Source organism: Streptomyces sp. NPDC048389 (assembly GCF_040706335.1).
GTDB lineage: Bacteria > Actinomycetota > Actinomycetes > Streptomycetales > Streptomycetaceae > Streptomyces.
Map to the genome: position 1 here is coordinate 1 of NZ_JBEZKP010000032.1, position 19704 is coordinate 19704.

The 19704-nt window shown below is 69.1% G+C and carries 16 protein-coding genes; 8 read left to right on the top strand and 8 right to left on the bottom strand.

Annotation, left to right across the window (positions count from 1 at the left end; genetic code table 11):
• Positions 1-244: 244 nt before the first annotated feature.
• Genes AB0903_RS21480 through ssd form a run of 4 tightly spaced genes read right to left on the bottom strand, consistent with a single transcriptional unit; the run spans position 245 to position 4135 of the window.
• Positions 245-1033 carry a type II secretion system F family protein gene (locus AB0903_RS21480; protein WP_366705075.1) on the bottom strand — a complete coding sequence of 263 codons (789 nt, stop codon included), beginning with the start codon at positions 1031-1033 and terminating at the stop codon, positions 245-247.
• Positions 1030-1863 carry a type II secretion system F family protein gene (locus AB0903_RS21485; protein WP_366705176.1) on the bottom strand — a complete coding sequence of 278 codons (834 nt, stop codon included), beginning with the start codon at positions 1861-1863 and terminating at the stop codon, positions 1030-1032. Before AB0903_RS21485 ends, AB0903_RS21480 begins: the two co-directional genes overlap by 4 nt.
• Before the next feature lie 14 nt (positions 1864-1877).
• Positions 1878-3026: a TadA family conjugal transfer-associated ATPase gene (locus tag AB0903_RS21490; RefSeq protein ID WP_366705077.1), complete on the bottom strand. Its 1149-nt coding sequence runs from the start codon at positions 3024-3026 to the stop codon at positions 1878-1880.
• A complete protein-coding gene (ssd, locus tag AB0903_RS21495; protein ID WP_366705079.1) occupies positions 3023-4135 on the bottom strand; it encodes a septum site-determining protein Ssd in 1113 nt (370 codons plus the stop codon). The genes AB0903_RS21490 and ssd overlap by 4 nt, the downstream gene beginning before the upstream one ends.
• A 512-nt stretch (positions 4136-4647) precedes the next feature.
• Here ssd and AB0903_RS21500 point away from each other — a divergent pair.
• Complete coding sequence (locus AB0903_RS21500; RefSeq protein WP_366705081.1) at positions 4648-5520, top strand: HAD-IB family hydrolase; 873 nt, start codon at positions 4648-4650, stop codon at positions 5518-5520.
• 396 nt (positions 5521-5916) lie between these two features.
• Here AB0903_RS21500 and AB0903_RS21505 read toward each other — a convergent pair whose 3' ends face one another.
• Positions 5917-6747 (bottom strand): oxidoreductase, encoded by an 831-nt coding sequence (locus AB0903_RS21505; protein WP_366705083.1) that lies wholly within the window; start codon positions 6745-6747, stop codon positions 5917-5919.
• A 103-nt stretch (positions 6748-6850) separates the two neighbouring features.
• Here AB0903_RS21505 and AB0903_RS21510 point away from each other — a divergent pair, with 103 nt between their 5' ends.
• Positions 6851-7837, top strand: coding sequence for an ATP-binding protein (locus tag AB0903_RS21510; RefSeq protein ID WP_366705084.1), 987 nt, complete (start codon positions 6851-6853; stop codon positions 7835-7837).
• Positions 7838-7930: 93 nt separating this feature from the next.
• On the opposite strand, the gene AB0903_RS21515 is transcribed toward AB0903_RS21510, so the two are convergent.
• Complete coding sequence (locus AB0903_RS21515) at positions 7931-9238, bottom strand: hypothetical protein (RefSeq protein ID WP_366705086.1); 1308 nt, start codon at positions 9236-9238, stop codon at positions 7931-7933.
• A 286-nt stretch (positions 9239-9524) separates the two neighbouring features.
• Between AB0903_RS21515 and AB0903_RS21520 the strand changes: the two genes are divergently transcribed.
• From AB0903_RS21520 to AB0903_RS21545, 6 genes are all read left to right on the top strand, one after another.
• Positions 9525-11900 carry a bifunctional SulP family inorganic anion transporter/carbonic anhydrase gene (locus AB0903_RS21520; protein WP_366705088.1) on the top strand — a complete coding sequence of 792 codons (2376 nt, stop codon included), beginning with the start codon at positions 9525-9527 and terminating at the stop codon, positions 11898-11900.
• 257 nt (positions 11901-12157) lie between these two features.
• The gene (gene acs / locus AB0903_RS21525; protein WP_366705090.1) at positions 12158-14113 is read left to right on the top strand and encodes an acetate--CoA ligase; all 1956 of its coding nucleotides are present in this window, start codon (positions 12158-12160) and stop codon (positions 14111-14113) included.
• Positions 14114-14308: 195 nt separating this feature from the next.
• Complete coding sequence (gene nhaA / locus AB0903_RS21530) at positions 14309-15703, top strand: Na+/H+ antiporter NhaA (RefSeq protein ID WP_366705092.1); 1395 nt, start codon at positions 14309-14311, stop codon at positions 15701-15703.
• A gap of 55 nt (positions 15704-15758) precedes the next feature.
• Positions 15759-16262, top strand: coding sequence for a phage holin family protein (locus tag AB0903_RS21535; protein ID WP_366705094.1), 504 nt, complete (start codon positions 15759-15761; stop codon positions 16260-16262).
• A gap of 54 nt (positions 16263-16316) precedes the next feature.
• Entirely contained in the window at positions 16317-17264 is a 948-nt protein-coding gene (locus AB0903_RS21540) for an alpha/beta hydrolase (protein WP_366705096.1), read from the top strand.
• A gap of 124 nt (positions 17265-17388) precedes the next feature.
• A complete protein-coding gene (locus AB0903_RS21545) occupies positions 17389-17580 on the top strand; it encodes a hypothetical protein (protein ID WP_366705098.1) in 192 nt (63 codons plus the stop codon).
• Positions 17581-17598: 18 nt separating this feature from the next.
• Here AB0903_RS21545 and AB0903_RS21550 read toward each other — a convergent pair whose 3' ends face one another.
• On the bottom strand, positions 17599-18807 hold the full coding sequence (locus AB0903_RS21550; protein WP_366705100.1) for a MarP family serine protease: 1209 nt from the start codon (positions 18805-18807) through the stop codon (positions 17599-17601).
• 112 nt (positions 18808-18919) lie between these two features.
• Positions 18920-19657, bottom strand: coding sequence for a CoA pyrophosphatase (locus AB0903_RS21555; RefSeq protein WP_366705102.1), 738 nt, complete (start codon positions 19655-19657; stop codon positions 18920-18922).
• Positions 19658-19704 lie beyond the last annotated feature (47 nt).

Consider the following 19704-nt stretch of genomic DNA (forward strand, 5'->3'; position numbering starts at 1 on the left):
AACACGATGACACCTCACGCCACTACACACGCACGAAGGGCAGCCACCACCTAAAGCGACACCGGCGGCGTGGGACACAGTGAGTGCCGCGACACGCTTGGTCGTCATCCCGCCGTCGGTACGCATCCCGCGCCTCAGCGCCTTCAGCCGGTCACGCATCGCTTTTCGCATGTTCATGCCTCCAGATGTCGAAGTTGTCGTCTGTCCTGTCGGTGTTTTCGACAGGTGCCGAAGCCGTCGAGCCTCAGTTGCCGTGCAGGAGCCCGCTCGCCAGGCCGATCACAACCGGTGCCACGCCGACCGCGAGGAATGCGGGCAGGAAGCACAGCCCCACCGGAGCGGTGATCAGCACTTGTGCCCTGCGTCCTTGGCGCCCCGCGGCGCGGGCCCGCTCCGCACGGAATCTCTCGGCCAGCCGCGACACCTGTTCCGCGGCCGGCGCTCCGGTGGAGTCGGCCCGCTCCAGACAGCGAGCCAGCGGTTCCGCCCCCGGTATTCCGCCGAACCATTCCCACACGGGCGCCGGTTCGGCCCCGAGGCGCAATTGCGCGGCGGTGTGTGCGAGGCGTGCGCCGACCGGGCCGCCCAGCGACTCCCCGACCGCCTCTGCCGCCTCGCGCGGGCCCGCCCCCGCCGAGATGCAGGCGGCCAGCAGATCGGCAGCCAAGGGCAGTTGGCGGGCCGCCTCCCCGTGCTCACCTGCCTCGGCCGACCCCGGGCCCTCTCGCCGGTCACGGTTGCGCCGCCATCGCAGGACCCAGAAGGCCGCGGCGATCCCCACAGCACCGCCCGCCGGCCCACCGATCAAGATGCAGGCGAGAACCGCCACGCCCAGAGGCGCCGCCCAGCGCTTGCCCCAACGCCGGAAGTCCACTTGCCCCCGTCGGGGTTCAGGCCCGATACACAGCAGGGCCCTGAGCCTCCTTCGCGCCCTGCTCTCCCGCTGCCTTGCTGTCACCAGCGAGAGCAGACAGGCCACCGAGAAGAGGGCCGCCACAGTTGTCCCCAACCTGTGCACAACTTCGCCGTTCACCCCTCCTCCCCGATGCGGACGATTCGTCCGGCCCAGCACAGCCCTGCCGTCTCGAGCAGCCCGCCGACCACCAGGCAGGCGATACCTGCCGGGGTGTGGAAGAGCACGGACAGCGGGTCCGCCCCGAGCGCCCACCCCATGGCGAGGCCCCCGACCGGAAGCAGCGCGAGCAGCGTGATGGTCGACCAGGCGCCTGCCAACTGAGCTTTCAGATCCTTACGTTGATCGCTCTCGGCCTGCAGAGCCGCTTCCAGGCGATCCAGCCCGGCAGCCAGGCCCGCGCCACTGTCCACGGCCACCCGCCAGCAGGCCGCCATACCGGCCAGTGCTTCCGCACCAGGCTGCCGCGCTGCCGTGCGCAGCGCCCCGGGCACATCTCCACCGAACCGGGCGGCTGCCAGTACAGCGGCCTCCGCGTCACCGAGTACGTCCGACGCCCCCGCGGCGAAGAGCAGTGCCTGCGCCGGCTGCATCCCGGCCCGCAGCTCCCCCGCAGTCGCGCCGCACAACTCGATGACTCCCTGGGCCCGCCTGTCGCTGTCCCTTCTGCGCTCCCTGACCAGCAGCCACCGCCGCACCAACGGCACGGCCACCGCTCCCAGGGCCAAGGGCAGCGGCGACTCGGCCGCAAAGGCCACCATCAGCGCGGCCGGCAGGCACAGCCACTCCCTCCGCAGCCTGCTCACGGGCAGCAGCCGCTCTCGCGACCACCACGGAGGCAGCACCACCGCACCCGCGTCCGCGAAGAGCAGCCGCGCCCGCCGCAGCCCCCGCTGATGACCAGCCATGAGACACGCGGCCCCGAGCAGGCACAGCGCCGCCGCGCACATCGCATGCACGGCGTTCACAGCGCATCACCGGCCAGTGCCCGCAGCCGTTCCCATCCGGCCTCGGCCACGAAGGCCCCCTTGCCCCACCTCAGCGCGGGTACGGTCACCACCAAGCCCGCCGCATCACGCTCCAGGACACGGATCTCGGCCACCCGCCGGCGGCCCGCCCGGTCCCGCACAAGATGGATCACCACTGAGAGGGCCGCCGCCAGCTGGCTGTGCAGTGCGGCACGGTCGAGCCCGGCCGCGGTCCCCAGCGCCTCGAGCCGCGCCGGCACGTCCGCTGCCGCGTTGGCGTGGACCGTGCCGCACCCGCCCTCATGGCCGGTGTTGAGCGCGGCGAGTAGTTCGGTCACCTCCGCTCCGCGCACCTCACCCACCACCAGCCGGTCCGGGCGCATCCGCAGCGCCTGCCTGACCAGGTCCCGCAACGTCACCCGCCCGGCGCCCTCCTGGTTCGCCATACGCGACTCCAGCCGCACCACGTGCGGATGCTCGGGCCGGAGTTCGGCCGAGTCCTCGGCCAGCACAATGCGCTCCCGCTCCCCCACCAGCCCCAACAGGCTGCTCAGCAGAGTGGTCTTCCCGGAGCCTGTGCCTCCGCTGATCAGAAAGGACAGCCGGGCCTGGACCAGCGCCCGCAGCAGCCTGTCCCCACCCGGCGGTACCGTCCCCGCCGCGACCAGCTCCTCCACGGAGAAGGCGCGGGGCCGCACGACGCGCAGCGAAAGGCATGTCGAGCCCACCGCGACCGGAGGGATCACGGCATGCATCCTCGTGCCGTCCGGCAGGCGGGCGTCCACCCATGGTCGGGCGTCGTCCAGCCGCCGCTCGGCCACTGCCGCGAGGCGCTGGGCCAGTCTGCGCACCGATGCCGCATCGGCGAACGTCACCTCGGTGAGTTCCAGGCCCCTGCCCCGGTCCACCCACACCCGATCGTGGGCGGAGACCAGCACATCGGTGACCGACGGATCGGCGAGCAGCGGCTCCAGCGGTCCCGTGCCCACCAGTTCACAGCGCAGCTTCTCCGTGCCACCCAGCACCTCGGCGTCGCCCAGCAGCCGCCCCTGGGCCCGCAGTGCGGCGGCCACCCGGGCGGGCGTGGGCTCCGCTCCGCTCTCCGCCAGTCGCTGCCGGACCGCCTCCAACAGGCCGGAAGTCATGCGACGCCCTCCCCGACCAGCACACGGTCCCAGAAGGCCGTGCAGAACCTGGCCAGCGGTCCGCGGCCGTTCCCGCCCGGCGGCGCTCCTCCGCTCTGTGCGGCCGCCAGTCCGGGCTCTGTCGGCAACTCACCGGCGAGTGGCAGCCCGAGGGCGCCCGCCACCCACTGCTCGTCCAGGCCCGCTGCATACGGTCCACGCGCCACGACCCTCAGGTCGGGCAGGACCATGCCCACGACTGACGCCACCCGGTTGGCGGCTGCGACGGCGCGCAGCTCACCGGGGACGACCAGCAGGCCGAGGTCCAGCTGCGCCAGCGCTTCCGCCACGCCTTCGTCGACGCGGCGCGGCAGGTCGACGACGACTGCTCCGCCACGTCGCCGGGCGGCTGCCAAGACCGACCTCATCGCCTCAGGAGGGATGATCACGGAGTCACCGCGGTCCCAACTGAGTACGCGCAGCGCATGCAGTTCCGGCAGCGACTCCTCCAGCGCCCCGCCGGCGACCCGTCCCTTGGAAGCGGCGAAATCCGGCCATCGCCTGCCTTCGGTGTGCTCACCTCCGAGGAGGACGTCGAGCCCTCCGCCCAGCGGATCTCCGTCGACGAGCATCGTGCGCCGACCGCCGCGTGCTGCCGTCACCGCGAGCGCGGTCGCAAGCGTCGAGGCGCCGGCGCCGCCACGTCCACCGATCACTCCGACGGTCAGGGCCGGCCGTCCGACCCCCTCGACGACATCCGCAATACGGTCGACGAGCCAGCTCTCGGCGTCGGGCAGCCGGAGCACACAGTCGGCCCCGATCTCCACGGCTCGCCGCCATACGTCCGGATCGTCCTGGTCCTTGCCCACGAGCATCACCCCGCGCCTGCGTGAGGCCCCGCGGCAGCGTGCGGCAGCGTCGTCGCCGACCAGGACGAGCGGCGCCTCCTCCCACCCGCCGTTCCGCTCCGGCAGCGTGTGATGCACGTCGGGCTCGGCGCCGGCCGCCGCGCACAGCCGCAGCAGATCGTCGAGCAGCTCCAGGTTTTCGGTGATGATCAAGGGTCCGCCCGGCCGCTTCTCCGCGGCGCGCGAGCGGTCCGATGTGATGGATCCGGCCACGATCTCCATCCCTTCCCTCTGCGATCTCGCATCGCATCGAGATCCGTGATTCCTTCGGCCCGCGAGTTACGCGGGTGGAATCACGGTGCAGCGCCGTGAAAAATCGTGTGGATCTTGCTGAAAAACTGTGGACAACTCGCCACTTGTGAATATCCCCGTAGCTCATACCAGTGAGTGCGCGGCGACTCATGGACGATGCCGGGAAGAGTCGGGGAGACCTCCCTGAAGACCTGCCGGAACGCAGCCTGAACGCTACGCTGAGTGACAAATCCGGTGGTGGGTCGTCCGCTGCCGTCGAGGCACGCAGAAGCGCCGCACGAGCGGTGGCGAAACGGGCTGAAGAGAAAAACGTGCCCGGACATGCGACGACCCCCGCCGGGGGGGAGAGCGGGGGTCGTCTCTCCGGCCGACTCGGGGGGGGAGGAGCCGGACCGGGTTAGCACGGTCGCGAACGATCCGTGACTTCCATGGTGTACCCGAGAGCCTTCTCAGGCAAACCCACAGGCCCCAGCGTACGCCGAATGGCGGGCACATATGCTCAGCTCGTGGAAAACCACTCCTTGCCGCGCACAGCCGCCTTCTTTGACCTGGACAAGACGGTCATTGCGAAGTCTTCGACTCTGACCTTCAGCAAGTCCTTCTACCAAGGCGGGCTGATCAACCGGCGCGCCGTTCTGCGTACCGCCTATGCACAGTTCGTTTTCCTGGCCGGCGGTGCGGACCACGACCAGATGGAGCGGATGCGAGAGTACCTCTCCGCACTCTGCAAGGGCTGGAACGTCCAGCAGGTGAAGGAGATCGTCGCAGAGACCCTTCACGATCTGATCGACCCGATCATCTACGACGAGGCCGCCTCCCTCATCGAGGAGCATCACGCCGCAGGCCACGACGTGGTCATCGTCTCCACCTCGGGCGCCGAGGTCGTGGAACCCATCGGGGAACTCCTCGGAGCCGACCGGGTCGTGGCCACACGCATGGTTGTCGGCGACGACGGCTGCTTCACCGGCGAGGTGGAGTACTACGCCTACGGGCCGACCAAGGCGGAGGCCGTCAGGGATCTCGCCGAGTCGGAGGGGTACGACCTGGCCCGCTGCTACGCGTACAGCGACTCGGTCACCGACGTCCCCATGCTGGCAGCGGTCGGGCACCCCTACGCGGTGAACCCGGGGCGCGGGCTGCGCCGCGAGGCTGCTCTGCGGGACTGGCCGATTCTCGACTTCAACCGGCCCGTACGGCTGAAGCAGCGACTGCCCGGGTTCTCCATGGCACCGCGGCCCGCGCTGATGGCGATGGCGGCCGTCGGAGCGGCGGCGGCGACGGCGGGACTCGTCTGGTACGCCAGCCGTCGGCGCACTGTCACAGCGCAGGCCGCGAGCCGGGCCGCCCTCCCCTGAAGGGCACCACAACATCAGCGCGGCCCGGGGCGGGCATCTGCAGTTTCGTCCGTATTTGAACCTAAAAGTAAAGAAGCATCACCAGGGCTTTCACATCGCTGCCCGTAGTAGTACAAAGGAGTCACGGCCCGCGAGACCGAGGCACATCCGAAAGGATCACCTTTAACGCACAAAGGCCCCACGGACCGAAGCATGAAAACCGAGCACCCACGCGACGTCGACCCGTCGATTACGGGCCAGCCGCACCAGGTGACGGGCAAAGTCCCCGACCTGATGGGCAACATTTCGAGGACGCATGGTAACTCGGCGCTCATGCCAGCGGCGGTACCGAAATCGGTACCGCCGCACCCCTTTGCCCGGGACTCCCCCGCTCGGCGCAGACCTCTACGGAGACTGTCAGGCCGCACCCCGCTGAAGTGCCTCGCACACGGCGGTGGATTCCCTGACACCCAGTTCGACGGCGCGGCCGCAGTGGGCGATCCACGCGGCCATCCCCTCGGGCGTCCCGGTCAGATACGCCTCGAAGGCGGCGACGTAGGCGGCCCGGCCCTGCTCGGCGTGGCCCACCTCCGCCGGGCAGATCGACTTCGGGTCGAGTCCGCTTCCCACGAGCACGATCCGCTCCGCCGCCCGGGCGACCAGACCGTTGCACGAGCCGAAGGGCCGCAGAGCCAGCAGCTCGCCATGCACCACGGCGGCGGTAACCAGGGCGGGAGCCTCCGTGCCCGCGATGATCAACTCGGCCAGCCCGTCCAGTCGGCCCGTCAGCTCTGCGACATCCGGCAACGGCGCCCCGATCAGCGGCTCGTCCACCACCTCGCCGGGAAGACGGGGCCGCCCGACGGTGCCGTCGTCCCCCGCGCCACTCGCCGCGACCAGGTGCAGCCGGGCCAGCACACGCAGCGGCGACTGCCGCCAGATCGAGAGGAGCTGACCCGCTTCCGCGGTGAGTCGCAGAGCGGCGCCGACCGTACGGGCCTCCGGCTCACTGCCGAAGTCGGTGCGCCTGCGGACCTCCTCCAGCGCCCAGTCCGCCCCGGACAACGCGGCGGAAGCGCGGGCTCCGCGCAGCGCCGCCTCCGAGGTGATCTCGTTGCTGCGTCGGCGCATGACCCGGTGCCCGTAGACCCGGTCGACGGCTTTTCGCACGGAGTCCACGGAGTCGGCGACGCCCGGCAAGGCGCCAAGGGTCGCGAGGGGATCGGCCGACGAGGCGTTCGTACTCATAGGCAGCGAGGCTACGCGCCGCAGCGGGCGCTCCCCACCTTCGAGTGGCCTTCCTCACCCCGTGCGGCGACGCCATGCCATCACTCCGCTACGCTAGGTGAACATGAAGATCGCTTTCGTAGGAAAGGGCGGCAGCGGTAAGACGACGCTGTCATCGCTCTTCATCCGCCACCTTGCCGCCAACGAAGCCCCCGTCGTCGCGGTGGACGCCGACATCAACCAGCACCTCGGCACCGCCCTCGGCCTCAGCGAGGCGGAAGCAGCCGAACTGCCCTCGATGGGCGCGCATCTTCCGCTCATCAAGGACTACCTGCGCGGTTCCAACCCGCGCATCACCTCGACCGAGACGATGATCAAGACGACCCCTCCCGGGGAAGGGTCGCGTCTGCTCAGCGTTACGGAGGACAACCCGGTCTACGCATCGTGTGCCCGCACGGTCCGGCTCGACGACGGTGACATCAGGCTGATGGCCACCGGTCCCTTCACCGAATCAGACCTCGGTGTCTCCTGCTACCACTCCAAGGTCGGAGCGGTCGAGCTCTGCCTGAACCACCTCGTGGACGGCGCCGACGAGTACGTCGTGGTCGACATGACAGCCGGCTCCGACTCCTTCGCCTCCGGGATGTTCACCCGCTTCGACATGACGTTCCTGGTGGCCGAACCGACCCTCAAGGGCATTTCGGTCTACCGCCAGTACAAGGAGTACGCACGGGACTTCGACGTCGCGGTGAAGGTCGTGGGCAACAAGGTGCAGGGTCCTGACGACATCGAGTTCCTCCGCGAGGCGGTGGGTGACGATCTGCTCGTCACTCTTGGGCACTCCGACTGGGTGCGTGCCATGGAGAAAGGCCGCCCGCTCCGATTCGAACTCCTGGAAGCGGACAACCGCATGTCGTTGCAGACACTGCAGAACACGGCGGAGGACTCGTACGCCGCCCGTGACTGGGAGCGCTATACCCGTCAGATGGTGCACTTCCATCTGAAGAACGCGGAGAGCTGGGGCAACGCCAGGACCGGGGCCGACCTGGCGGCACAGGTCGATCCGGCGTTCGTGCTCCGTGAGCCCGCCCTGGTGCCGCAGCCGGGCTGAGGCGCAGTCCGGCTGCGGCGCATGCGGTCCCACCCCATGGGCTCTGCCCCGGGGGCGGGACCGCCGCCGTCCTCGCTGAACGCACCGTGGCGCTCAGCGCTTCTCCGTCGCCTTCGCCTCGGCTCCCTCTGCGGACTTTCCGGCCGGCGGCGCCGCCGGGGCCACCGGCGCGGCCAGGAACTGCTTCCAACCGCCCTTGGGTGCCTCGCCGACCCCGAGGCCGCGCAGTTTCTCGAGAACCTTCGGATCCTGCGCGTCCAGCCAGTCGACCAGCTGGCGGAACGACACGCACTCCACCTCGCTCTTCACGCACACCGTCGCGATTGTTTCCTCGATGGCACGCATGTAGGTGCCGCCGTTCCATGACTCGAAGTGGTTGCCGATGATCAGCGGCGCACGGTTGCCGTCGTAGGACCGCTCGAATGCCTGGATCAGACCGTCACGCATTTGGTTGCCCCAGTACACGTGCTTCGAGGGGTCTCCCTTCACGGTGCCGGACTGGTTGACCATGAAGTTGTAGTCCATCGACAGCGTCTCGAAGGCACGTCCGGGCACGGGGACCAGCTGCAGCGAGACATCCCACAGGCCGAGTTCCCTCTCCGGCCAGACCTGGTTGTTGACACCGCTGGTGTCGTAGCGGAAGCCCAGCTCGCTCGCGGCGCGCATGAAGTTCTCGCGCCCCTCCAGGCACGGCGTGCGGGCGCCGATGAGTTCCTTGTCGTAGTCGAAGGGGAGCGGCTCCATGGAGGTCAGGCCCGCATTCGTCTTCCAGTTCTTGACAAACGACTTGGCCTGGCGGATCTCGCTCTTCCACTCCTCCACGGACCAGGTGCCGACCCCTCGGTCCTTGCCGCAGAAGTGGCCGTTGAAGTGCGTGCCCACTTCGTTCCCGTCGAGCCAGGCGGCACGCAGCTCGCGGACGGTGTCCCTGATGCCCTCGACGTCGTTGAAGCCGATGTCGGAGCGGCCGGCCGCATGCTGCGGCGGCTGGTACATCGCCCGCTTCTCCTCGGGCAGGAGATAGACGCCGCTGAGGAAGTAGGTCATCGTCGCGTCGTACTTCTTGCCCACTTCGCGGAAATGGGAGAACAGCTTCTGGCTGTCCTCACCGGCGCCGTCCCAGGAGAACACGACGAACTGCGGGGGCTTCTGACCGGGCTTCAGCCGCTTGGGCTCGAGAAGGCCCGGCTGAGCACCGGTGAAGGCCGTGGACCCGTCACCGATCAGGCGTACCGCTCCCTTGGGCGCGGCGACTCCTTCCTTACCCCCTGCAGTGCCCTCCTTGGCGGCCGGACCGCCCGGCGCCTGGGTGCCGCCGGGCCCGGAACACCCTGCGAGACCTGCGGTCAACGCCGTGGCGACCGTGCCGACGACGACGAGCCTCTTCGTGGCGGCCAACATCCGCCCACCTCATTCCTGTGCCAATACGACTGCCTGACGACGGTGCATACGGAGCCGTCAAACTCGCATCGCGACGGCGAGCGGCCGCAGATGACAAGCCGATATGAACTGAATAACCAGCACATCGAGTGAAAGCGTGACCTATTTGCCTCGAAAATAATGCCCGAGTCTTTACTCTGCATTACGATCCATTTACCGAACGTTTGAGTATCCCGCCACTGCACGCCGTGACCCACGGCCGCGTCCCCCATTCCGCGACCGCGCTGCCCCGGAGGAGACGGGAACCATGTCCTGCGCCCCCACTCGCACCGACGATCCTTCTCACCAGCCCGACAAGTCCGCGAAGGACCATCCCGCCCGGTTCGGCCGGGCGTCCCCCGCATCCCCTTTCCAGCGTCCACACCGCCCGCCGCCCGGTGAAGCCCGTCGCTTCCACATCCGCGGTGCCGACTTCTCCGCTTCCATCGCCGTGTTCCTGATCGCACTGCCGCTGTCCCTCGGCATCGCGCTCGCCACGGGCGCGCCGCTGCAGGCCGGGCTCGTCGCCGCGGCCGTCGGCGGCATCGTCGCCGGGCGGCTCGGCGGCTCCCCCCTCCAGGTCAGCGGACCTGCCGCCGGACTGACCGTGGTGACCGCCGAGTTGATCCAGCAGTACGGCTGGCGCGCCACCTGTGCGATCACCGTGCTCGCCGGCCTGTCTCAACTCGGTCTTGCGGCACTGCGGGTAGCCCGCTCGGCTCTTGCCGTCAGCCCGGCAATCGTGCACGGCATGCTGGCGGGCATCGGTGTCACGATCGCCCTCGCCCAGCTCCACATCGTCCTCGGCGGCACCCCGGAGAGCTCGGTCGTCGCCAACATCCGGAGCCTGCCTGCGCAGTTGGCCGACGCCCGGCCCGCCGCCCTGTCGGTCAGCGCGTTGACCATCGCCGTGCTGCTGGGCTGGCCTCGTATCCCGGGGCGTGCCGGCCAGATCGTCCGGAAGATTCCCGCCGCCCTCGCCGCCGTGGTGGTGGCGACGACGATGGCCGCGGTCGTCGGCCTCGGACTGCCCCAGGTCGACCTGCCCTCCTGGCGCAGTCATGCGTTGCCTTCGTTGCCCGAAGGTCCGGTACTCGGACTCGCCGCGGCCGTCGTCACCATCACCCTGGTCACCAGCGTGCAGTCACTGCTGTCCGCGGTGGCGGTGGACAAGCTGGCGGCGGCCCGGCCGGAGTCGCACGGTCCCGTCCCCCGCTCCGACCTCGACCGGGAGCTGGCCGGGCAAGGCGCGGCCAACATCGTGTCCGGTGCGCTCGGCGGACTGCCCGTTGCCGGTGTCGCGGTCCGCAGTACGGCGAACGTGGCCGCCGGCGCCGTCAGCCGGCACTCCACGATGCTCCACGGGCTGTGGATCGTCGCCGCCGCGCTGCTCCTGGTCCCGGTCATCGACCTGATTCCGCTCGCCGCACTCGCGGCGCTCGTGATGGTGATCGGTATGCAGATGGTCAACATCACCCACCTGCAAAAGGTGAAGAGAAACCGCGAGACGCTCGTCTACGCGACCACGCTCGGCGCCGTGGTGATCACCGATGTCCTGGCCGGCGTGATCATCGGGGTGGCGGTGGCGGTCTCCGTCGCGCTGTACCGGCTCACCCGGACGCGGATCACGATCGAGGAACAGAAGGGCAGGCACTGTGTACGGGCCCGCGGCCAGCTGACCTTCCTCGCGGTGCCACGGCTCAGCCGGTTGCTGCACGAGGTCCCCCCGGGGGCGAACGCTGTCGTCGAACTGGACGGTTCCTTCATGGACCACGCCGCGTACGAGGCCCTGCACGACTGGCAGACCTCCCACGTCGCGCAGGGCGGGACGGTGGAGATCACCGGCCGGTCGGGCGTGCCGATCAGCGAGCCGTCCGACGAGTTCCATGAGTGCTGCCGGCCGTGGACCCCCTGGCGCAACCACCACTGCGGTGAGCGCCCGCAGCAGGCGGAAGCCCACCATCTCGCCAGCGGGATCAGCTCCTTCCAGCGGAACACCGCCCCACTGGTCCGCGATGAGCTGGCACGGCTGGCGCGCGAAGGCCAGCGCCCCTCCCAACTCTTCATCACCTGCGCCGACTCCCGACTGGTGACCAGCATGATCACGGCAAGCGGGCCGGGTGACCTGTTCACGGTGCGCAATGTGGGCAACCTCGTCCCGCACCCGGGGGAGGAGACCGGCGACGACTCCGTGGCGGCAGCGATCGAGTACGCCGTGGACGTGCTCTCGGTGGACTCGATCACCATCTGCGGGCACTCGGGGTGCGGTGCCATGCAAGCCTTGCTGGCCAGCCCACCCGAAGGGGTCCAGACGCCCCTGAGGCGCTGGTTGCGCCACGGCCAGCCCAGCCTGAAGCGGATGGAGAGCCGGCACAACCGCCGGGCGAGAGTCTCCGGCCGTCTGCCGGCCGACGCGGTGGAACAGCTGAGCCTGACCAATGTGGTCCAGCAGCTGGAACATCTGCGCGCTCACGAGTCGGTGGCGCGTCGGCTCGCGGAGGGATCCCTCCAGTTGCACGGCATGTACTTCCATGTCGGTGAGGCCCAGGCGTATCTCCTGACGAGCACCGCGGAGCACGAGGTCGAGGAGGTCTTCGACAGAGTGGCCCCCACTCCCTTGGCGCTGGAGAAGTCCCGGGCCTGATCCAAGGGCCTGGCCTGCTCCATCCGCCGGGCCGCCGGTTGCGGCCGACCGGCAGCGTGGCTGAACCACCCCCGCCCCGCGTCCGTGAAAGCGTGTGGCCCCTCGTCCCCACCGCCCGGGGACGAGGGGCGCCCACAGATGTGGGGATGACAGGTCTAAACCAATATCCGGAAGGGCCTTGTCACCCGGCCCCCTGGCTGATGAGCTATGGCCTGGGACACATACGCACGGAAGACGCCCTGGGAAAGGGAGATGTCGTGAGCAACGAGAGCCTGGCCAACCTTCTTAAAGAAGAGCGGCGGTTCACTCCGCCGGCCGAGCTGGCAGCGAACGCCAACGTGACGGCGGAGGCGTACGAGCAGGCCGCGGCGGACAGGCTTGGCTTCTGGGCCGAGCAGGCACGTCGGCTCAGTTGGGCCACCGAACCGACCGAGACCCTCGACTGGACCAACCCGCCCTTCGCCAAGTGGTTCGCCGACGGCAAGCTGAACGTGGCGTACAACTGCGTGGACCGCCATGTCGAGGCGGGCCACGGCGACCGTGTCGCCATCCACTTCGAGGGCGAGCCGGGCGACGGCCGCGCCATCACCTACGCGGAGCTCAAGGACGAGGTCTCCAAGGCGGCGAACGCGCTGCTCGAACTGGGTGTCCGCAAGGGCGACCGGGTCGCCGTGTACTTGCCGATGATCCCCGAGGCCGCTGTCGCGATGCTGGCCTGCGCCCGCATCGGCGCCGCGCACTCCGTGGTCTTCGGCGGTTTCTCCGCCGACGCGGTGGCCTCCCGTATCCAGGACGCCGACGCCAAGCTCGTCATCACGTCCGACGGTGGATACCGCCGCGGCAAGCCGAGCGCACTCAAGCCCGCCATCGACGAGGCGGTCACCCGCTGCCCGCAGGTCGAGCATGTGCTCGTCGTGCAGCGCACGGGTCAAGAGACGGCCTTCACCGAGGGGCGCGACGTCTGGTGGCACGACATCGTCGGCCGCCAGTCCGCTGAGCACACGCCAGAGCCCTTCGACGCCGAGCACCCTCTCTTCATCCTCTACACCTCGGGCACGACGGGTAAGCCGAAGGGCATCCTGCACACGTCGGGCGGCTACCTGACCCAGACGGCGTACACCCATCACGCCGTGTTCGACCTCAAGCCCGAGTCGGACGTCTACTGGTGCACAGCCGACATCGGGTGGGTGACCGGCCACTCGTACATCGTGTACGGGCCGCTGGCCAACGGTGCGACGCAGGTGATGTACGAGGGGACTCCGGACACCCCGCACCAGGGCCGCTTCTGGGAGATCGTCCAGAAGTACGGCGTCACGATCCTCTACACCGCACCCACCGCGATCCGTACGTTCATGAAGTGGGGCGACGACATCCCCGCCAAGTTCGACCTGAGCAGCCTGCGGGTCCTCGGGTCGGTCGGTGAGCCGATCAACCCCGAGGCATGGATCTGGTACCGGGAGAACATCGGCGGAGGCAAGACCCCGGTCGTCGACACCTGGTGGCAGACGGAGACCGGCGCCATGATGATCTCGCCGCTGCCCGGTGTCACCGCAGCCAAGCCGGGCTCCGCCCAGCGCCCGCTGCCCGGTATCTCGGCCACCGTCGTGGACGACGAGGCGCACGAGGTCCCCCACGGGGGCGGCGGCTATCTGGTCCTGACCGAGCCGTGGCCGTCGATGCTGCGCACCATCTGGGGCGACGACCAGCGCTTCCTCGACACCTACTGGTCGCGCTTCGAGGGCAAGTACTTCGCGGGCGACGGCGCCAAGAAGGACGACGACGGCGACATCTGGCTGCTCGGCCGGGTAGACGACGTCATGCTGGTCTCCGGTCACAACATCTCGACCACCGAGGTCGAGTCGGCGCTGGTCTCGCACCCGAAGGTCGCGGAGGCGGCCGTCGTGGGTGCGACGGACGAGACCACCGGACAGGCCATCGTCGCCTTCGTGATACTGCGCGGGACGGCGACCGAGGACGACAGCCTCGTGAACGACCTGCGCAACCACGTCGGCACGACCCTCGGACCGATCGCCAAGCCCAAGCGGATCCTCCCGGTGGCCGAGCTGCCGAAGACCCGTTCCGGAAAGATCATGCGGCGCTTGCTGCGGGATGTGGCGGAGAACCGCCAGCTGGGAGACGTCACCACGCTGACGGACTCCTCTGTGATGGATCTCATCCAGTCGAAGCTGCCCAGCGCGCCCAGCGAGGACTGACCAGCAGACTCCCCCTGCGCAGGCCCCGGACGACCGTGCCGGGGCCTGCGCATGCCCGCCCCCCCACTCACTGATCGTGTCCGAGCGGGCTTGGGTAGAGTGAAGAACGCGTCAGTGAGCGACGTAGATCCAAGGTGCGCCGGGAAGTCTGGTCGGCAAGCTTGTTGTGCTGCCCCCGACCGGAGGTTTCGTCCCGTGGTTCCGCCCAGTCCCAACCGTAAGTTCCTCGGCCGCCTTTCCCTGCCCGAGCGGAACTATGTCGCCGAAGCACTGCGCACCGAAACCGTGGGCGGCATGTTGCTGCTGCTCGCGGCGGTCGTGGCGCTGATCTGGGCGAACACGCCCCTCAGTGACAGCTACGCCTCCGTACGCGACTTCCACATCGGCCCCGCCTCCCTCGGCCTCGACCTGTCGATACAGCACTGGGCCGCCGACGGACTGCTCGCCATCTTCTTCTTCGTCGCCGGCATAGAACTCAAGCGAGAACTGGTCGCCGGCGAGCTCAGCGACCCCAAGGCAGCAGCCCTGCCGGTGATCGCCGCCCTCTGCGGCATGGTGGCGCCGGCGCTCGTCTACCTGGTGGTCACCGGGATCGGCGGGGGATCGGCCGCCGGCTGGGCCGTACCGACGGCCACCGACATCGCGTTCGCGCTCGCGGTTCTCGCCGTCATCGGCACATCGCTCCCGTCGGCACTCCGGGCCTTCCTGCTGACGCTGGCCGTCGTCGACGATCTCTTCGCGATCCTGATCATCGCGGTCTTCTTCACGAGCGACCTGAATTTCGTGGCCCTCGGCGGGGCCGCCGTGGGTCTCGCCCTGTTCTGGCTGCTGCTGCGCAAGGGAGTGCACGGCTGGTACGTGTACGTGCCGCTCGCGTTGATCATCTGGGGCCTGATGTACAACAGCGGGGTCCATGCCACCATCGCCGGTGTCGCGATGGGTCTGATGCTGCGCTGTGCCCGTCGTGAGGGCGAGGAGCACTCACCGGGCGAGCACATCGAGCATCTCGTCCGCCCCCTCTCCGCCGGCTTCGCCGTGCCGCTGTTCGCGCTGTTCTCCGCCGGGGTCGCCGTCACCGGTGACTCGCTGACCGATGTGTTCACCAAGCCCGAGACCCTCGGTGTCGTCCTCGGTCTGGTGGTCGGCAAGGCCCTCGGCATCTTCGGCGGCACCTGGCTGGCCGCGCGCTTCACCAAGGCAGAGCTCAACGACGACCTGGCCTGGCCCGACGTCCTGGCGCTCGCCACACTCGCCGGCATCGGCTTCACCGTCTCGCTGCTCATCGGCGAGCTCGCCTTCACCGGTGATGCGACGCTGACCGACGAGGTCAAGGCAGCGGTGCTGATCGGCTCACTGATCGCCGCGGTCTTCGCCGCGATCCTGCTGAAGATGCGAGTACGCACCTACCAGGCCCTGTCCGCGGAAGAGGAGCGCGACGAGGACATGTCCGGGATCCCGGACATCTACGAGGAGGAAGACCCGGCGTACCACCTGAGGATGGCCGCGATCTACGAGAAGAAGGCGGCGGATCACCGCAGAAAGGCAGAAGCGGCCGCGGTTTCGAGCGACAACGGCGACAGTCCGGCATGATCTGACATCGGACCGTACGAACACCGGACCCGTGGAAGAGGAGAGGGAGTCAGCGATGAGCGACCCCGGCAACACCACAGCGAACGCTGTCGGCGCCGACCGCAGTCTCGGCCGGCTGGTCGCCTCGGCGACCGCCGAGATGTCCGCGCTGGTGCACGACGAGATCGCGCTGGCCAAGGCCCAGCTGCGGCAGGACGCGAAGAAGGCCGGGATCGGTGGAGTCGTGCTCGGCCTGGCCGGCGCGGTACTGCTCTTCTCGTTGCCCATGCTGAGTTTCGCCCTGGCCTACGGCTTCGAGGCATGGACCGGCTGGAACCTGGCATGGTGTTTCCTGCTGTCGTTCGCGGTGAATGTCTTTCTGGCCGGTCTGCTCGGACTCATCGGCGTGGTGTTCGTCAAGAAGGCGAAGAAGGGCAAAGGCCCGCAGAAGGCCGTCGCTTCCGCCAAGGAGACGGCCGCCGTGCTGGGCAACGCCAAGCCGCATCCGCGTGGCGTCGAGCTGACGAAGGTCTCGCGCAGCACGACGGCGGGCCGGATGCCGGACAAGGTTTCGGCATGACCCCGGACCCGGGGTCGCGAACACCGCGCCCCGGGTTGTGGCACGCTCATCAGCATGACGGTCCCTGATTCCACCCCCGGCAGCCTCGGCACACTCGGCAGCCCCGTACGCATCGACGGTCCCTGGACCCACCGCGACGTGGCGGCCAACGGCGCCCGCTTCCACATCGCCGAGATGGGCGACGGGCCGTTGGTGTTGCTGCTGCACGGTTTCCCGCAGTTCTGGTGGACCTGGCGGCATCAACTGACGGCGCTCGCCGACGCGGGGTTCAGGGCCGTGGCGATGGACCTGCGCGGCGTGGGCGGCAGCGACCGTACGCCGCGGGGCTACGACCCGGCGAATCTGGCACTCGACATCACCGGTGTCGTCCGGTCGCTGGGCGAGCCGGACGCCGCCCTGGTCGGGCACGATCTGGGCGGCTACCTGGCGTGGACCGCGGCCGTGATGCGCCCCAAGCTGGTGCGCCGACTGGCCGTGTCCTCGATGCCGCACCCGCGGCGGTGGCGCTCGGCGATGCTGTCCGACTTCGCGCAGAGCCGCGCCGGCTCCTATGTGTGGGGCTTCCAGCGGCCTTGGCTCCCGGAGCGCCAACTGGTGGCGGACGACGCGGCCTTGGTAGGCGAGTTGATCGAGAGCTGGGCCGGGCCGCAGCCGCTCGACGAGGAGGCCGTGGAGGTCTACCGGCGGGCGATGTGCATCCCCTCGACCGCGCACTGCTCCATCGAGCCCTACCGCTGGATGGTGCGGTCGCTGGCCCGACCGGACGGCATTCAGTTCAACCGCCGGATGAAGCGTCCGGTACGGGTTCCCACGCTGCACCTGCACGGCTCACTCGATCCGGCGATGCGGACACGCAGTGCGGCCGGCTCCGGGGTATACGTCGAAGCGCCCTACCGGTGGCGGCTGTTCGACGGCCTCGGCCACTTTCCCCACGAGGAGGATCCTGTGGCCTTCTCGAACGAGCTGATCAACTGGCTCAAGGACCCCGAGCCTGACCGCTAGGCGGCAGAAGGATTCGGTCCCGGGAAGAACGGTTGTCCTACGAACAGCCAAATGCCGGGCGCATAAGCCAATTGGCCGCCTCCGACACGGTTACCGACCATGGGGCCCGGGCACACGTCGGGGTATGGGCTGGACGCACGATTACGGTGACGCAGCACGCAACCGACGCTCGGCCAGCGCGCCGATCCCGCACGAGGCCAGTGGCCTTCCGAACGAAGACCACGAGCATCCGGGGCAGGGGATGGGGATTCCGCGCATCCTGCGGCGCCGCGCGCGGTGGATGTCCGCACGCCTGCGACATCACCCGCGAAACTGACTCTGCGTTGCCTCGCCGCTACAGCGCGCAGCCCTGGCTGTCGACCTGCTGGTTGGCGCTGCGGCCGAGTTCGATGTCCTCGCGGATCTCGTCCGCCGTCAGGGCGTAGCCGGTGTCCGCGTCGTCGAGGGACCTGGCGAAGATGACGCCGTAGACCTTGCCGTCCGTGGTGAGCAGGGGACCGCCGGAGTTGCCCTGCCGCACGGTCGCGAACAGGGAGTAGACGTCGCGGCGGACGGTGCCCCGGTGGTAGATGTCGGGGCCGTTGGCGTTGATGCGTCCGCGGACGCGAGCGGAGCGCACGTCGTACGAGCCGTTCTCCGGGAAGCCTGCGACGATCGCGCTGTCGCCGCTTTCGGCGTCGCCCTCCTCGAAGTCGGCGAACTCGAGCGGGCGTGCCTGAAGATCCGGGACGTCCAGGACGGCGATGTCACGCTGCCAGTCGTAGAGGACGACCTTGGCGTCGTAGAGCCGGCCCTCGCCGCCTATCTGCACGGTCGGTTCGTCGACGCCGCCGACGACATGGGCGTTGGTCATCACGCGGCGCTCGTCGAAGACGAAGCCCGTTCCTTCGAGGACCTTGCCGCAGCTCGTGGCCGTACCGACGACCTTGACGATGGACTGTTTGGCGCGCGCGGCGACGGGGCTTCCGACGAGCGCCGGGTCGGGGGGCTGCACCTCGGTGATGGGCTCGTTGGTGAAGGGGCTGAAGACCTGGGGGAAGCCGTTCTGGGCGAGTACCGAGGAGAAGTCCGTGAACCAGGTGTTGGCCTGATCGGGCATCACACGCGACACGCCGAGGAGCACCTTCGAACTGCGGACCTCCTTGCCCAGGGTGGGCAGTGAGGTGCCGGCGAGCGCTGAGCCGATCAGCCACGCGACGAGCAGCATCGCGACGACATTGACCAGAGCGCCACCGGTGGCGTCCAGCGCCCGGGCCGGGGACCAAGTGATGAACCGGCGCAGCTTGTTCCCGAGATGGGTCGTGAACGCCTGGCCGACCGAGGCACAGACGATCACGATGACGACGGCGACTATCGCGGCCGTGGTGGACACTTCCGAGTCGTCGGTCAGCACGTTCCAGATCACCGGGAGGAGATAGACCGCGACGAGTCCGCCGCCGAGGAAGCCGATCACCGACAGGATGCCGACGACGAAGCCCTGGCGGTAGCCGACGATCGCGAACCACACGGCGGCGACCAGCAACAGGATGTCCAGCACGTTCACCGAAATTTGCCTCGCACTGTCGTCGCCGGTGCTCTGTCCGGCTGGGGTGGGCACGGCGCGCCGCGCGTTGTGTGTCACGCCCCCGCCGGGAGGGCATCACTGGGTCAGCCTGTCATGCGTGCCAGTCCAGCGGGACCTGCTTGGTGCGGTCCCATGGTCGCTCCCAGCCTGCGAAGTGCAGGATCCGGTCGATCACCCCGGCGGTGAACCCCCAGACCAGAGCCCCTTCGACCGTGAACGCCGGTCCGACGTGGCCGCGCGGGTGCACTGCCGTCGCGCGGTTGGCCGGGTCCGTGAGGTCTGCCACGGGCACGGTGAACACCCGTGCGGTCTCCGCGGGATCGACCGCTCCGACCGGGCTGGGTGTGCGCCACCATCCCAGTACGGGCGTCACGACGAAACTGCTCACCGGGATGTAGAGCTTGGGCAACACACCGAAGGTCTGCACGCCTGCCGGGTCCAGCCCCGTCTCTTCCTGGGCCTCCCGCAGCGCGGCCCGAAGCGGGCCGGTCGTCGCCGGGTCGCCGTCCACGGGATCGAGTGCGCCGCCGGGGAAGGAGGGTTGTCCCGCATGCGAACGCAGAGTGCCCGCGCGCTCCATGAGCAGCAGTTCCGGCCCCTTGGCGCCCTCTCCGAAGAGGACGAGGACGGCGGACTGGCGGCCGTGTCCGCTCTCGGGCGGCAGGAAGCGGCTGAGCTGGTGCGGCTCCACCGTGTCGGCGGCACGCACCACAGGGTCGAGCCACGCAGGCAGCCCCTGGGTGGTGACGACCACGTCACCGTCGACGACCACCTCGCCGTCGCCGTGCTGTTCGAATCGCTGGTATGTCTCTTCTCCAGTACGTGTCATCGGCACCCCCTCACGCACAACGCCGCAGGGCGCTTCGATCGTTCTGC

Coding starts and splice junctions, on each gene's coding strand:
- AB0903_RS21535 (WP_366705094.1), top strand. CDS start 15,759: ATGAGCGACCCCGGCAACACCACAGCGAACGCTGTCGGCGCCGACCGC.
- AB0903_RS21545 (WP_366705098.1), top strand. CDS start 17,389: ATGGGCTGGACGCACGATTACGGTGACGCAGCACGCAACCGACGCTCG.
- AB0903_RS21515 (WP_366705086.1), bottom strand. CDS start 9,238: ATGTTGGCCGCCACGAAGAGGCTCGTCGTCGTCGGCACGGTCGCCACG.
- AB0903_RS21520 (WP_366705088.1), top strand. CDS start 9,525: ATGTCCTGCGCCCCCACTCGCACCGACGATCCTTCTCACCAGCCCGAC.
- AB0903_RS21540 (WP_366705096.1), top strand. CDS start 16,317: ATGACGGTCCCTGATTCCACCCCCGGCAGCCTCGGCACACTCGGCAGC.
- AB0903_RS21485 (WP_366705176.1), bottom strand. CDS start 1,863: ATGTGCGCGGCGGCGCTGTGCCTGCTCGGGGCCGCGTGTCTCATGGCT.
- AB0903_RS21555 (WP_366705102.1), bottom strand. CDS start 19,657: ATGACACGTACTGGAGAAGAGACATACCAGCGATTCGAACAGCACGGC.
- AB0903_RS21505 (WP_366705083.1), bottom strand. CDS start 6,747: ATGAGTACGAACGCCTCGTCGGCCGATCCCCTCGCGACCCTTGGCGCC.
- AB0903_RS21510 (WP_366705084.1), top strand. CDS start 6,851: ATGAAGATCGCTTTCGTAGGAAAGGGCGGCAGCGGTAAGACGACGCTG.
- AB0903_RS21500 (WP_366705081.1), top strand. CDS start 4,648: ATGGCGGGCACATATGCTCAGCTCGTGGAAAACCACTCCTTGCCGCGC.
- ssd (WP_366705079.1), bottom strand. CDS start 4,135: ATGGAGATCGTGGCCGGATCCATCACATCGGACCGCTCGCGCGCCGCG.
- AB0903_RS21490 (WP_366705077.1), bottom strand. CDS start 3,026: ATGACTTCCGGCCTGTTGGAGGCGGTCCGGCAGCGACTGGCGGAGAGC.